A 15,840-nucleotide genomic window follows, 5' to 3' on the forward strand; every position below is an offset into this window, starting at 1 on the left:
ACAGACTTTCAAATCAACCCTTGAAATGAAACAGGCTCACGATTTGTGAGCCTGTAGAAGTTTTGCGCAATATTTACACAAAAATCACTTGCGACGACGGAACCCTAACCAGCCTAGCACTGTCAAAGCCAATACACCCAAGCTACCACCGCCAGAACGTTCGATTGACGCTTCCTGCGTAGGACGTGACTCAACCGACGGAGATTGTGCTGCGTCAATTGGTACCAGTTTAACCGCAACAATACGCTCGACATTTGACGCGCCGCCCTGACAGAACGACTCTTTCGTCAAATCATCGTAACCGCCTTCACATTTGTAAGCCGTCGCTGAAATGACACCCGCATCATTGATACCTGTAGCTTCAAAGATACGGTATTGATTCGCGACATCGCCTTTCACAACGCCATCGTTGGTCAAGTCATCCAGCAGATACACATCGCCCTTCTTCAGAGCAGCTGAACCAGGAATGTCAGACATTACATATGTAAACGCACGCTGGCGACGGAATCGGCCATCAACCTGGTTGACAGACTCAGCATCCAGACGACCAACAATCTGATCATTGTTGTTAATTGCCGCTGCGTAACCATTCGCACCTTTGAAGAACAAAGATGAAATGCTGCTATCCAGGAACGTTGGGCTAGCACTTGGGTTGTTATTGTCATACACAAACATACGTTCAGAGTATGAACGGTTATCAACAAGGTAATTCTTCGCGACACCGATTACCTTGTTGTTTTCATTCACGTCGGTCGCGATGCTGTAAGTCAGCTTACGCTCGCCGCCCCCGTCTTCGATATCCAGCCCAGGGATAATCTTACGGGTGAATGACTCGCTGCTGGCGGTTGTTGAACCATCTGGCAGTTCCCATACAGAAGCACGAATCGCGTAGTAATCTTTATCCGCTTCATCGATGGACGTCTTATCAATAGAGTCAGTCGTGAAACCAACCACCACTGGCTTGCCGGAAACCAGAGCAACAGCACGCGCACCTGCTTGATAGCTGCGATCGTTATTATCAGGGTCAAGCGTGCGATACTCCAATTCAGGATTCCCTTTAGCTACCCGTTTTGACAATAGATTTGCTTCAGTGTTGTTGGCAGAAGAGCCATCAACAGTCCAGAAGACCGCGTCATTAGCAAAGACGGACAACTGGCACTCTTTAGTATTGTAGAATTGTTCTAGTTTACCTGGGATCAATTCATCACAGCCACGGAATGCGCTATCACTGAAGGTCGGGTCACCACGATCACTGCGGTTATTTGGCACCTTCAGATCAGAATCATCAAAGTCACTGGGTGCAAAAGAGGCACTGCCCACCACCAGTAGTTTTCCGTCAAACTCTACCGCATCAAACGCCAGAGACTGACCTGCAGTTTTGGTCAGCTCGTTGGCTGAGCTAACCGCTCCCAAGCTCAATGGCGAACCGTTAACGTTCACAAAGCCACGTTTGGCAAATTGACGAGCATAGCGGCCGTCTTTACCAAAATACGCACTGCTGGCAATACCCAATTCGTAAGGCTGACCACTCAGATTACCTACGTGAGTCACCACAGAATTCGAAGTCTCTCGGTCAGCAACCAGATCACCCAGCGCTGCGGATGCGGAATAATTAGCGGAATCAGACGCAAAAGTCTCAACCACGCTAAACTGGTTACCATTGGTCAGTAACGCCTGTGAGTTTGCATAGAAGTTTTTAGTCCAGGCTTCTTGCTCACGAACTAAACCACCCAGCCCGGAACGGTCACCAATGTCATTGGTGTTATACCCCTTTCCGTAAAATTCGCTGCGCGCCCATGTATCACAGGTATTCGGCCCTAGATTGCGATCACAGTAACGGTACAGGCGATCTTCATCGTTGATCTCCTGATAGTTATCGCTGATGAACGGAACCACATCACGCATGCGAAGACCTTCAGCCCCGAAACGGCTTTCGCCGAAGACCTGATAGTTATCACTGCTACACCCGCCGCTGACAAAACAGTTTTCACCGTCAGCAGAAGGACTAATACCCTGACCATGATATTCAATCTGGCTGCGCGCTTTATTTTGATCTACATTCTCAGGGAAGTAATCGCGACTTGCGACAGTCGGGTCTGCGTCAATTTCTACAACCTTATAAACGGCCGCATTTGCACTTGTGGCACCGGCGATCAGTATCGCCAGTGTAGATAGCTTCAAGGTGTTATGTTGCATTAAGATTCCTTTTGCATCGCTTCAAGTTCTTCCCAACGTTCAAATGCCTGCTCAAATTCCGCTTCGGCATCAGCTAAACGGGCCAGGACCGCTTGGGTATCATTTTTGACGTCCTGGAAGAAGGCAGGATCATTGATTTTTTCCTGCAAATCAGCAATTTCATTTTCCAGTTGTTCAATTCGTTGCGGCAGGTCTTCCAACTCTTTCTGCAATTTATAAGAGAGCTTCTTAACATTGCGGGGGCGATCAGCCTGACGCTGTTTGTTGTCTTCTTTCTTCTTCGCAGTTTCAATTTGAGCCGCTTGTTCTTTGGCTCTCTGGCTGTGCGAATTGGCACGCTGTTCCTGAGCGTCATGGTAACCACCGACATATTCTTCAATGACACCATTACCTTCAAAAATCCAGCTGGTTGCGACTGTGTTATCCACAAACTGACGATCGTGGCTCACCAACAACAAAGTACCTTGGTAATTGGCAAGTATATCTTCCAAAAGTTCCAAAGTTTCAATATCTAAATCGTTGGTAGGTTCATCTAGCACCAACAGGTTGTTAGGCTTCAGGAACAACTTGGCCAGTAACAGTCGGTTTTTCTCGCCGCCGGACAAGGCTTTTACCGGTGTACGTGCACGTCGCGGATGGAATAGAAAATCCTGCAGGTAGCCCAGTGCGTGGCGCGTACGGCCATTAACGGTCACTTCCTGTTTACCATCTGCCAGGTTATCCATTACCGTTTTTTCCGGGTCCAGCACTTCGCGGTACTGATCGAAATACGCGACTTCCAGCTTGGTACCACAGTGGAAATGCCCCTGGGCTTGCAGATCGCCCAACATAATTTTCAGCAGGGTACTCTTACCGCAACCGTTCGGACCAATCAGAGCAATCCGGTCACCACGCATTACATTAAAGCTGAAATCATTAATGATTGGCTTGTCGCCGTAGCTGTAGCTGATGTGTTCAGCTTCAAACACGATCTTACCGGAGCGATTGGCTTCCTGAAGCTGCATGTCAGCCTTACCCTGCACATCTCGACGCTCGCTGCGTTCACGACGCAGTTGTTTCAGCGCACGTACACGGCCTTCATTGCGGGTACGACGGGCTTTAATACCCTGACGAATCCACGCTTCTTCCTGAGCCAGCTTCTTATCAAACTCTGCGTTTTGCTCTTCTTCAACCCGCAGCATCTCTTCTTTGGTTTCCAGGTACTTGTCGTAATCACCCGGGAAAGAAGATAAGTTCCCGCGGTCCAAGTCGACAATACGGGTCGCCATGGAACGAATGAATGCACGGTCGTGCGAGATAAAGACAATAGAGCCTTTAAACTCTTTCAGGAAGCCTTCCAGCCACTCGATAGTCGAGACATCCAGGTGGTTCGTCGGCTCGTCAAGCAGCAGAATGTCTGGATCGCACACCAGAGCTCGCGCGAGCGCCGCTTTACGTTGCCAGCCACCGGACAAATCTTTCAGCAATGTCCCTGGCTGTAACTGCAGGTGCTCCAGCACAGAAGTAATTTTGTTATCAAACTGCCACGCGTCGGCATGGTCAATTTTTTCCTGAGCACGAGCCAGCTTGGCAAAGTTTGACTCTGTTGGTTCATGAGAAATCAGATCGAGCAAGTGGTGATATTGCTTCAGAACTTGACCAATTTCAGCCAGCCCTTCAGACACAAAGTCAAACACCGTCCCTTCGGCGTCACGAGGCGGATCCTGCTCAAGGCGAGACACTCGCAGTTCAGACTGCTGTTGGATGCTACCATCATCAAGTTGAACGTCGCCGGCAATCACTTTCATCAAAGTGGATTTACCCGTGCCATTACGGCCTACCAGACAGACACGTTCGTTAGGTTGAAGAATAAACTCTGCTTTATCGAGTAAAGCATGGTCGCCATACGCCAGTTGGGCGTTACTGATGTGAATTAAAGCCATTATTGTTTAACCATGCAGCCAGCTTCTCGGCATCAAACGGCCAGCCGAGTTCCGGACTTTGTTGTTCAGAATCAGGATATTGAATTGCAAGCACAGGAATAGTGACACCGTAACGAGCAAAGAGCGTATCATCAAAGGCGATATCAACCACCTCAACGCGATTTGATACGCCGGCATGAACGAGCAGGCCATAGGCCTGCTCGCATAAGTGACACCCTTCTGTGCTATAGAGCGTAATTAGCACTTAACCTTCCTTGTGGGTAATGATCCAGCAGTTATGAATATGCTTGTTACGACCGAAATCCAAAGGCAACGTTTTATCAGAAATGTTCTGCGCTTGTAACCCAAGTGCTTCAAGTTTCTCGAAATCCATTTTGAAATGGCGCTTATTGTTCGAGAAAACAATCTGACCATTCGGACGCAGCATACGTTTCAGGTTTTCCATCAACATGATGTGGTCACGTTGAACATCAAAACTTTGATTCATACGCTTTGAATTCGAGAACGTCGGCGGATCGATAAAGATCAAATCGAAACTACCGTCCGCTTCCTGCAGCCACTGCAGGCAATCTGCCTGGATGAACTGATGCTGACGACCTACTTTACCGTTCAGTTCCATATTCTCCTGCGCCCAGCGCAGGTAGGTGTTAGACATATCAACGGTTGTCGTCGATTTTGCCCCACCGCATGCGGCATGACAGGTCGCCGAACCTGTGTAAGCGAACAAGTTCAGGAAGTCTTTCCCTTCGGCCATTTCACCCAGTTTGCGACGGGTAATACGGTGATCAAGGAACAGGCCGGTATCCAGATAGTCAAACAGGTTAACTTTCAGTTTCACGCCGTATTCATCAACGACCATGTGACGCTCAGCACTCGACAGTTTCTGGTACTGGCTCTTGCCTTTCTGGCGTTCACGGACTTTGAGTACCACTTTGCTGGTATCAACACCGGTTACCTGAATTGCAGCACGCATAACATCCATCAGGCGGCGACGTGCCGTTTCTTCAGGGATAGATTTTGGCGCAGCGTATTCCTGAATAACCAGATAATCCTGGTATTTATCAATCGCAGCGTTGTAATCAGGCAGATCCGCGTCATACAGACGGTAGCAATCCAGCCCTTCTTTGTTTGCCCACTTAGACAACTTACCGATGTTCTTTTTCAGACGGTTGGCAAAATCCGGCGCAACCTGAGTTTCTTCAAGTGTCCCTTCTTGCTCGCCTTCTACGTGTTTCACGCCACCTGCCGAGATCAGGTACGTTTTCAGCACACAGTCCAGCGCACCATTTCGCAGCTTGAATTGCTTATCAGCACGCATACGCAGGCAGCTAAGCAACTCGTTTGATGACGAGTATATCGCAGCCGTTGAACCCGCAAATGCCAGTTTCAGGCGATTACCAAACAAGGTGTAAAGAGAAATCAGCTCAGGTGTTGTACCCAGACGCTCACCGTATGGCGGGTTACACAGGATGACACCTTCTGCAAATCCTTCAGGACAAGTCAGCTGAGTCGCATCTTCCTGCTTAAATTGGATCAGTTCAGAAACACCAGCACGACCGGCATTATCACGCGCAATGCTCAGCACACGCTGATCTTTTTCACGACCAAAGAACAGTGGTTCAACGTTCGCAGGACCACGGCGAGCTTTTACTTTCGCTTCAGCATGAATTTCCATCCAGGCTTCTTTATCGAAATCGCTGATGAACTCAAAGCCCCACTGTTTACGCTTAAGACCTGGGGCAATGTCTGCCGCGATCATCGCCGCTTCAATCAGCAAAGTACCGGAACCACACATAGGATCCAGCAAAGGCTTGCCAGGAACCCAGCCAGATTTCAGAACCAGTGCTGCGGCATGGGTTTCGCGAAGAGGCGCTTTACCAGCATCAGTACGATAGCCACGCTGGTGCAGACCGCTACCGGCCATATCCAGACCCAAAATGCCGTTTTCGCCTGACAGACGCATATGAATACGGAGCTCAGGACGGACGCGGTCAATACTCGGACGAGGAAGATCAGCCTTTGTGAATTTATCCACAATGGCATCTTTTACTTTCATTGCGCCATACTGGCTGTTACGAATTTCGCGGTTAGTACCGTTGAAATCGACAATGATTCGAGTATTGAAGTGGAAGTAAGACGGCCAGTTGATAGCTGTCGCACCAAGGTACAGATCCATATCATCACGAACAGTGAATTCACCCAGTACCTGAATGATTCGTGAAGCCAGTCGTGTCCATAGACAGCAGCGGTATGCCGTACCCTGTTCCGCCTTAAAACGCACGCCGGCGTGAACAACTTTAATTTGTTGAGCACCAAGTTGCTCGAGTTCTTGGGCCAGAAGATTCTCAAGGCCACGGGAAGTGATTGCTAGATATTGATTCATGAGGTTCATTTCGCACTTATGTTGCGGTGAATTATAACTGAAAACCCTCTAAATACCTTGCACCAAAGGGATCTCCCGACCCATTTAGTTAAAAAAACAGCAATTATTTCACTCAAATTACGCTGCCCTGATTCAGCGTACAGATTCAAAGGTAATGTCAAGGGCAATTCAAGCTAAAAGATTCACCCTGAGTTCATGTCAAAGAAGAAGCAAAACAGGCCACATGAGCACTCAATAGTATACAACCCCACCCATCTGAATTGTTCACTCCGGGAAACAACAAACAATCATCACGAACGTTTCCATTTAGAAACGGTCAGGGAAACCTTAGCAAAACAACGCCCACCATCCCCTCCACAATCGTCCACCCTTAGAAACAAACAAATATAACCATTAATTATCAATGAGTTGAAATCATAAAACAACAAGATGACTACGCACTTCCTGTCTGAGGTGATTCATGCTTTCCCCGATTAATAAGTTTGTACTGACTATCACCAAAGGCGAATCAAAACAAAACACTCGTTAGTTTCCCGATTGGAAATAGTTCAGGTTTGTAACGGATATCTCTCATACATCACTTGTAATTTAATTACACGAATAAGGAAATTGAGGAAATAAAACAAATCACCATGTAGATTCAGGTGCAAAATATTGGTGTTTTTTTGCCCTCAGAAGACAAAAAGAGGCAGAAAAAACATTAAAAAAAGATAACTTTTTTAGACCCAGCTCACTAATTTTGAACATATTTTGCACAAGCAAATGGGCATTCCCTTACCTTCACGTCTGCTCAGGCAGACAGTTTTTGACGCGCAACGTCAAAAATACGCCACATGCTGACTCTGTTACTTGGTGATGCCCCGGTAATGAAATACTTCAGACCAGAGCATTGCCTTTATTTTTCCCTTAGATTCATCCTGCTTTTGTGGTGTAGAAAAGATCGCTCAAGAGCATACAATTTATCTGTCTACTAAGGCTGAGTAGGCCAACTATGTGTTGTAAACACACCCACTTCAGATATATGTGAACAAAGCGACGAAAAAGTATTTGGTAGACTTGCTGACACTCATTGGGGCTAATGTGCTTAGGGATCCACTTGAACGACGCATTAACATACCGACAGAACTCGTCCATACATGAGTATAAAAACCTAACGGCTCTATTTTCGACTTCCCTACCCTTTCTCATTAATATACAAACAGTTATGACCGCCACATGGTAAGTAACCACTCGTCTCTTTTTTGTTCAGTACATGGGGGATTTCGTTAGAAATTGCACCTGATGGTTTGGTCCGTGCATTGAGAGTCGTTCAGAGGCCATGAGTGAAAGTCGTTTTAGTGAGAGATGTCGACCATGGGTAACGAGTCAATTGAGATAGACAGGCACTCTCTCTCCAGTTGGTACACAAGCGATAGCGATTGGCTTCTGGTAGAGATTGAACTCAGGTAGCAATTGGCCACAAAATGAAGGGAGACTAGAGTACGCAGCTGTGGTTTGGTTGCCTGTGGCTGCTTAAAGTTAATGGAGGTTAATGTTTCCAGGGTTAGTTTTTCGGGGCAATGGACAAGCTTACAACTCGCTATTTTCAGCGAGGAAGGAGATATAACACTGTTTCATGTGCAGTTATCAGGCAGAAATAAAGGTAACAATTGAGCTGGTACGCGCTGGCTGTGAATGCCACGGAGAAACATTTCAGAAGGTAAATCAGCCTACCAGTGCGAAACTGACAGGCATTTCTACGTGCGCCTCGAATGCTTCCATACGGTCATTCATCACTTTGATCGTATCGCAGAACTGCATTTGCTTCGCATTGTTAAGGTTAACGGCCTCCACTTCAGCCGACATACACAGGCTGGCGTTTCCGTTATTTTCAATCACCAGGAAGTTAGCCTGGCCATCTTCCGTATACAACGTGACAACGTCACCTTCAGACGGGCAATGTGCGTTTTTAAGGTCTTTAAAAAACCAGCTTTTCGGCATCATTGGTTTATGAAAGCGGTTTGCAGCCACTGCATTCAGAGCAATTTCAACTTTGCGCGGTGCTGGCAGATCGAGCGAAGAAACGCCCTCAAGGTAGGTTTGGTAGGTACTGGCGTCGTCAACAGTAAATACAGAACGGGTAAATGCACAAGGCACCAGATTTTTGGTTGGAATAGAGACGCGAAAAATCATCTCCTCCCCTAGATCCAGCATCAGAGCGTCATGTTTTTGGTCGTAGTACCACATCCATGAATTGTTAGGTTTCAACATGTTCTCGCTCCAAAATCCGTTCGTTATACTGCTTTATCCAACGTTCGAAACAAAACTTTAGAACAATTTTACTGTGGTCAGGCCAAATAAAAAGAGGAAATAAACAGGGCTAAGTAGATGAAAAAAGGTGTAAGTTTGACAATTGCCCCTGACTTGAGTGTCTGTCATATACCTTAAACAAAAAAAAGTGCCTGCCGATGAACATCAACAGGCACGATATACATTTTTTCTCGAACCGCTTACTTCAGGTTAGAGACAATGTCCTTAACCAGTTTTGGTCCGTGGTAAATAAAGCCGGAGTAAACCTGCACCAGACTTGCGCCAGCCATCATTTTTTCTCGAGCGGCAATAGCAGAATCGATACCACCCACCCCAATGATAGGTAATGCGCCATCCAGTTCTTGTGCCAACAAACGAATCACTTCGGTGCTGCGGTTTTGAAGCGGACGACCACTCAGGCCACCCGCTTCATCGCAATGAGGCATCCCTTCAATCAGCGAACGATCCAGAGTCGTGTTCGTCGCGATGACACCATCAATTTCATTTTTGATCAGTGACTGGGCAATCTGGGCAATTTCGTGATCTTCAAGATCCGGTGCGATCTTCAATGTCAGCGGTACATACTTGCCATATTTCTCACACAGCTCTTTCTGCTTCTCTTTTAGCTGTGCCAGCAGCTCATCAAGCATTTCACCGTATTGCAAGCTTCGCAGGCCCGGTGTGTTAGGAGATGAAATATTGACTGTGATATAGCCAGCATGTTCATATACCTTCTCCATACAGATCAGGTAGTCCTCTGCCCCTTTCTCAATCGGTGTATCTTTGTTTTTACCGATATTGATCCCGATGACACCGTCATACTTTGCCTTCTTGACGTTTTCAATCAGGTTATCAACGCCCAGGTTATTAAAACCGAAGCGGTTAATAATGCCTTCGGCAGGAATGACACGAAACAAACGAGGCTTATCATTACCAGGCTGAGGGCGTGGTGTGACTGTACCGACTTCGACGAATCCAAAACCCATCGCGCCAAATGCATCAATACATTCGCCGTTTTTATCAAGGCCAGCAGCCAGACCAACAGGGTTTTTGAATTTGATACCCATCACTTCGACAGGATGATCAGGGACGTGTTGACGATAGAAGAGATCGAGAGGTGTACCGGTGAAGCGAGAAAAGTTCTGAATAGCAAGATCATGCGCCATTTCAGCGTCTAGCTTAAAAATAGCGGATCGTGCGAGGCGGTAAATCATTGTACCTCCTAGTAAAAGCCCCGTATAAACGGGAGAACATTATTCCTACTTTGTGCCACCAATTCAACGATTATTTTATAGTTTAACGATAAAAATACTCGCTACCCTATAAATTGACTGGCTAATGCAAATAATTAACAGTTTGTTTTTTAACAGAAATAGCAAACGATTAACTTACATGTTAACCAGAGATAAAAAAAGGCCACCTCACAGCTGTGGGTGGCCTGAAAATCAAACAATTTGAGCAGTTGCTATGGTTTATTCACCAATTTTGCAGAATTACATTGCCGGACGGCAGTGCAGATTCAGCAGCATCAGTTCACGCAGTGCAACAGAGAACTTGGCAAATTCATGAGTTGTACCTACCTTGAACTCAGTCAGCACGGTATTCCAGCGACGAATCGCCTTCTTGTGTTCCTTCATCCAGCTCTCAATCAGGCCTTCTGCGTCACCCCCTACTAAACCACTGCTGATAACAGCAGAAGTCAGCTGACGCTGTTGCCAATCCAGATCTTCGCGGAATGAAGCACGCGCCAGTGCCTGCCAGTGGTTTTCTACAGGCTGATTATGAACCTGTTTCAGGAACCAGTGCAGTGACAATTCAGCTCCCAGGACAAAGTACACTCGAGAGATAAGGTCGATATCTTTATCCATCTCACTGGTAATTTGTGCAATATCCATTGCTGAGTACAGGCTGCTCAGGCGCGCAATATTATGCGCCAGTTCTGCCGGTACACCCTGTTTGATCATCGATTCAGCCTGATCGTTGTGCTCTTTCACTTCTTCAGTGACAAGGTAACGTTCCAGATTTTCACGTAGTTTGCTTACTACCGGCTGGTAGAATGCAATTTGCTCTTCGATGCTTAGCTTACGGTCGCGGTTACGCAGAATCCAGCGTGTCGCACGACGCAACATACGACGGCAACGGTACATAATGTCATACTGCACATCGGCCGGTATTACGTTATCCAGCTCACGAACCTGCTCGAAGTACTGAGCAAAGTCGAAAATGGCACGGCCAACTGAGTAGGCAGATGAAATTTCGGCCACTGTTGCACCGGTTTCTTCCTGCAGACGAGTAACAAAGTTACAACCCATCTCATTCGACATCTGGTTAGCCAGAGACGTCGCAATCAGCTCTTTACGCAGTGGATGCTGATCCATTTGCGTGCGGAATCTTTCTTGCAGCTCTTTCGGGAAGTAAGCCGGCAGCAAACGCGCGTGGTACGGATCATTTGCAATTTCATCCGTTGCCATTTCTTCTTTCAGAACCATCTTGCCGTAGGCAACCAGTACTGCCAGTTCAGGGCGGGTCAGACCCATACCTGATTTTTCACGCTCAGCCAGTGCATCGTCATCCGGGATATTTTCCAGAGCGCGATCCAGCTTCCCTGCTTTTTCCATGTGATGGATAAAGCGGATTTGCTCTTTCAGCAGTTGGACTTCCTGATGCTGTGTCACGGAGATTGACTCGCTCTGACAGTATGCATCATCAAGAACGATTTCAGACACTTCGTCTTCCATACGTTCCAGCAGTTCATTACGCTGCTTGTAAGTCAGATCTCCGCCGGCAACCAGTGTGTTCAGCAGGATCTTAATGTTCACTTCGTTGTCTGAACAGTCAACACCGCCTACGTTGTCGATAAAGTCGGTATTAACACGACCACCGTTCTTCGCGAACTCGACACGGCCCAGCTGAGTCATACCCAGGTTACCGCCCTCGCCCACAATCTTCGCACGTAGCTCACTACCGTTAATGCGCAGACCATCGTTTGCACGGTCGCCCACATCAGTGTGCGTCTCAGCCTGAGATTTCACGTAAGTACCGATACCACCGTTCCACAGCAGATCCACTTCCATTGTCAGGATCAAACGGATCAGCTCATTTGGCGGCATGGTTTGCTTACGGGTGCCCAGCAGCTTCTGAATTTGTGGCGTCAGCTTGATCGCTTTACTGCGACGAGAGAAGACACCGCCCCCTTCAGAAATCAGCTCTGGGTTATAATCTTCCCAGCTTGAGCGAGGTAGATTGAACAGACGGTTACGCTCTTCCCAGCTGGTTGCAGCATCCGGATTAGGATCCAGGAAGATATGCATGTGGTTAAAGGCAGCGACCAGGCGCGTATGCTTAGACAGCAGCATGCCGTTACCGAATACATCACCAGCCATGTCACCGATACCGGCACATGTAAAGTCTGTATTCTGGCAGTCAATACCGATTTCACGGAAGTGACGCTTGACTGATTCCCAGCCGCCTTTCGCGGTGATACCCATGGCTTTGTGGTCATAACCGTTAGAGCCACCGGATGCAAATGCATCACCCAGCCAGAAGTTGTAGTCTTCCGACACTGAGTTAGCCAGGTCAGAGAACGTCGCAGTCCCTTTATCGGCTGCAACAACCAGATACGGGTCGTCTTCATCATGACGAACAACGTTCGCTGGTGGAATTAGATCGCCGTCAACAATGTTATCAGTCACATCCAGCAGCGCACGAATGAAACGTTTGTAACAACGTTGACCTTCAGCCCAGATCTCTTCACGAGTTGACAGCTGAGGCTGACGTTTACAGATGAAGCCACCTTTTGCACCTACCGGTACGATAACAGTGTTCTTAACCTGCTGCGCTTTTACCAGGCCCAGAATTTCTGTACGGAAGTCTTCCTGACGGTCAGACCAGCGCAGGCCACCACGCGCAACTTTACCGCCACGAAGGTGTACACCTTCCATATCCGGTGCGTACACGAAGATTTCGAAGAACGGAACCGGTGCCGGGATTTCAGGGATCTCAGACGGACGCAGTTTCAGTGACAGCCATGGTTTCGGCTGACCGTTTTCGTCCAGCTGGTAGTAGTTAGTGCGCTGGGTAGCACGGATCATTTCCATGTAACGACGGATAATACGATCGTCATCCAGGCTTTCTACTTCATCCAGCTTCTCATGCAGTTTTGCAATCAGATCCTGCTCTGCTTTTTCTGTGTGCTTGATTTCAGGATCAAAACGCAGTCGGAACAGCTGAACCAGATCACGAGCCAGATCATTGTGATTTGACAGCGTTTCTTCGATGTAGTGCTGGCTGAATGGGAAGCCAACCTGGCGCATGTAACGGGCAAAACTACGCAGAATCGTGATTTCACGACCTGTCAGACCGGCACACAGTACCAAACGGTTGAAGCCATCACTTTCGATTTCGCCGTGCCAGATAGCAGAAAATGCTTCCTGGAAACGATCGCGGGCTTCAGCCAGATCAATCCCTGTGCAGGCATTGTGGAGCATCGCAAAGTCCAGGATCCAGTACACGGTACCGCTCGCAGTCTTCACTTCATACGGTTCTTCACCAATCACGCGCAGGCCAAGGTTTTCCAGCATAGGCATAACGTCTGACAGGTGGATCGGCTCATCACGGTGGAACAGCTTCAGTTTCACGTAACGTGAATCGGTCGCTTCTTCCTGCGGACGGTAGAACAGCATGCCCAGCTTGTTATCTTCGCTCAGGCTTTCCAGCTGCTCGATATCCGCAACCGCGAAACCTGGCAGCATCTGCTCTTTGTATGAACGCGGGAATGCGCGGGCATAGTTTTTCGCCAGCAGCGTCCCTTGGCTTTCACCAAAGTTTGCGATCAGAGATGAGCTCAGACGGTCTTCCCAAGAAGAAGCCGCTTCAACCAGATTGTGTTCGATGGCTTTAACGTCGACATCGAAGTTATTGTTTTCTACGCGCACGATGTAATGGGTTCTTGCTAGTGGGCTCTCAGAGAAGAAAGTAGTGAATTCAACGTCCTGTTCAGAACCAAAGTATTCTTTCAGTACGCGCTGCGTCTTACGACGAAGCTCAGTGTTGTAACGCTCTTTCGTGACATACACCATGCAAGAGAAGAAACGACCGAATGGGTCGCGGCGAACAAACAGACGTAGCAAATCACGATCCTGCATACGTACAACACCACAGCCCACATCCAGCATTTCTTTTTCGCTGGCCTGGATCAGTTCGTCACGCGGATACGTTTCCATCAGGTTATTCAGCGCTTTCCAGGAGTGAGAACCAGCAGAATAGCCACTCTCTTCCAGAATACGGTTAACCTTATTGCTGATCAGAGGAATGCTCATGATCGACTGATTATAAGCCGTTGACGCGTACAGACCCGTGAAACGGTGCTCACCGATCACATTGCCATCTTTATCAAAACGCTTGATCCCGATGTAATCGGTATAAGCCGGACGGTGGATCTTCGACTTCACGTTGCCTTTTGTCAGGATCAGCAGATCCGGCTTACGCGCTTCAAAGCGGGCAGTCTCAGGCAGCTCAGACAGACGCAGTGTTTTCACCTTGCTTGACTTGCTCAGCAGGCCAAGGCCGTCTTCATTCGTCGGGCGCAGTTCATAATCACCTTCAATCGGCACCAGATCATAGTTGTGGTAACCCATGAAGGTGAAGTTGTGGTGAGTCACCCAGTCAAGGAAAGCAATCGCTTCTTCGCGCTTGTCTTTCTTAACTGGCATATTTGCATTTTTCAATTCTTCAACGATTGACTGCAGTTTTGCCTGCATCAGTTGCCAGTCATTGACGACCAGATCAACATCCTGAAGCACTTGTTCTAGTTCTTGTTTTAATGCTTCCAACTCTTGTTTGTCGTTCAGGCGGTCCACTTCAATGTGGAACAACGTCTGAAGATCGCCGTCTTTACCACACGCTTCAGTAATGACACCTTCCGCGTTGCGTTTGAAGAAATACGGGCCGTTCAGCATCAGGTGACTGGTGATACCCAGACGGTTCAGTGTCATGCGTACTGAATCAACCAGGAATGGGCGGTCCGGAGTAATAATTTCAACAACAGTGTGGGTAGACTGCCAGCCGTAACGGCTCAAAGTTGGGTTGTAGACACGTACTGAGATTTGATCAGGTTTATTTTGTACCAGGTGGTGCCACAGACTTAGTACAGCACCGTAAAGGTCAGATTCATTCCGTTGAAGCAGATCATCTTCTGCCAGTTGTCCTAACAATCGCTGAGCAAACACTTCTACTAATGACTGCTGAGGGGTCTCAATCTTGTCCTGGATTAAGCCATAAACTTTCTCAAGCAATACCGGCACTATAGGGTCAGGTGCGGTCATAGCAATGCTCCATCGTTATATTTTTACAATAAAGTATAGAATTTTTATAAAAACACTCATGAGCAGAATTGGGGATAAACAACTCACGAATGACGGGTAATCCGCGAGTGCTATTGTAGGGCCTTTTGTTGCGAAATGGTTACGTTAATATCACTGTCTGAGCAGGAAAAAATCGAATATGTGACTAAGGTAGAGATTTTGACTGGTCGGATTATCTGGGTCTGATGAAAATAGCGTCAAAATTCCCACAGGCCCTTGTCAATTGGTCTAACCATTTATTTTTAGGGTTATTTTCAGCTTTTATTCAGTTAAATAAAACTAATGCAAATTAACTGCATAACTTTTATTTTTGCTCTTTCATTAAATTCATTAGTTACAAAAATGTTATCAAGATATTAGCAGCAGTTTTATGCCAGCTTCTCCAGTGAATGGAATCGATTTTCACTGTTTACTGTTAAACGAAAACGCCCTTTTATTCCTATTTGGCTTAAAAATGGCCGCAACCGGGCCGCAGGTAACTGCAACCTTAACCCTTCATCTGTGACCACCTGGACCGTGCTGGCTGCGCCGTTGTAGTAGTTAAGGTAATTCTGATATGTGATATAGATTGAAAAAGTATACGCTTTCATGGTTTTTCCTAACTCGGCCTCCTGTACCTTCTCACGCTATGTCCAAAGAACGTTCTGTATGGCATGACGTAAGCATACCGACTGCTCAAAAAATAAAG

General features: G+C 47.3%; 8 protein-coding genes. All 8 read right to left on the reverse strand.

From position 1 onward, the window contains the following. Positions 1-84: 84 nt before the first annotated feature. Positions 85-2,196: a DUF3466 family protein gene (locus C9I92_RS00105; protein ID WP_047886714.1), complete on the reverse strand. Its 2,112-nt coding sequence runs from the start codon at positions 2,194-2,196 to the stop codon at positions 85-87. Beyond that, on the reverse strand, positions 2,196-4,118 hold the full coding sequence (uup, locus tag C9I92_RS00110) for an ATP-binding cassette ATPase Uup (protein ID WP_047886713.1): 1,923 nt from the start codon (positions 4,116-4,118) through the stop codon (positions 2,196-2,198). The genes C9I92_RS00105 and uup overlap by 1 nt, the downstream gene beginning before the upstream one ends. Beyond that, a complete protein-coding gene (locus tag C9I92_RS00115; protein ID WP_047886712.1) occupies positions 4,096-4,362 on the reverse strand; it encodes a glutaredoxin family protein in 267 nt (88 codons plus the stop codon). Before C9I92_RS00115 ends, uup begins: the two co-directional genes overlap by 23 nt. Then, the gene (gene rlmKL / locus C9I92_RS00120; RefSeq protein ID WP_047886711.1) at positions 4,363-6,501 is read right to left on the reverse strand and encodes a bifunctional 23S rRNA (guanine(2069)-N(7))-methyltransferase RlmK/23S rRNA (guanine(2445)-N(2))-methyltransferase RlmL; all 2,139 of its coding nucleotides are present in this window, start codon (positions 6,499-6,501) and stop codon (positions 4,363-4,365) included. 1,704 nt (positions 6,502-8,205) lie between these two features. Then, positions 8,206-8,751 carry a cell division protein ZapC gene (locus C9I92_RS00125; RefSeq protein WP_047886710.1) on the reverse strand — a complete coding sequence of 182 codons (546 nt, stop codon included), beginning with the start codon at positions 8,749-8,751 and terminating at the stop codon, positions 8,206-8,208. A gap of 239 nt (positions 8,752-8,990) precedes the next feature. After that, on the reverse strand, positions 8,991-10,004 hold the full coding sequence (gene pyrD, locus C9I92_RS00130) for a quinone-dependent dihydroorotate dehydrogenase (RefSeq protein ID WP_047886709.1): 1,014 nt from the start codon (positions 10,002-10,004) through the stop codon (positions 8,991-8,993). A 279-nt stretch (positions 10,005-10,283) separates the two neighbouring features. After that, on the reverse strand, positions 10,284-15,113 hold the full coding sequence (locus C9I92_RS00135) for an NAD-glutamate dehydrogenase (protein WP_047886708.1): 4,830 nt from the start codon (positions 15,111-15,113) through the stop codon (positions 10,284-10,286). 407 nt (positions 15,114-15,520) lie between these two features. Next, positions 15,521-15,742 carry a DUF2835 domain-containing protein gene (locus tag C9I92_RS00140; protein WP_047886707.1) on the reverse strand — a complete coding sequence of 74 codons (222 nt, stop codon included), beginning with the start codon at positions 15,740-15,742 and terminating at the stop codon, positions 15,521-15,523. Positions 15,743-15,840: the final 98 nt, after the last annotated feature.

Origin of the sequence: Photobacterium ganghwense (genome assembly GCF_003025595.1) — a bacterium.
GTDB lineage: Bacteria > Pseudomonadota > Gammaproteobacteria > Enterobacterales > Vibrionaceae > Photobacterium > Photobacterium ganghwense.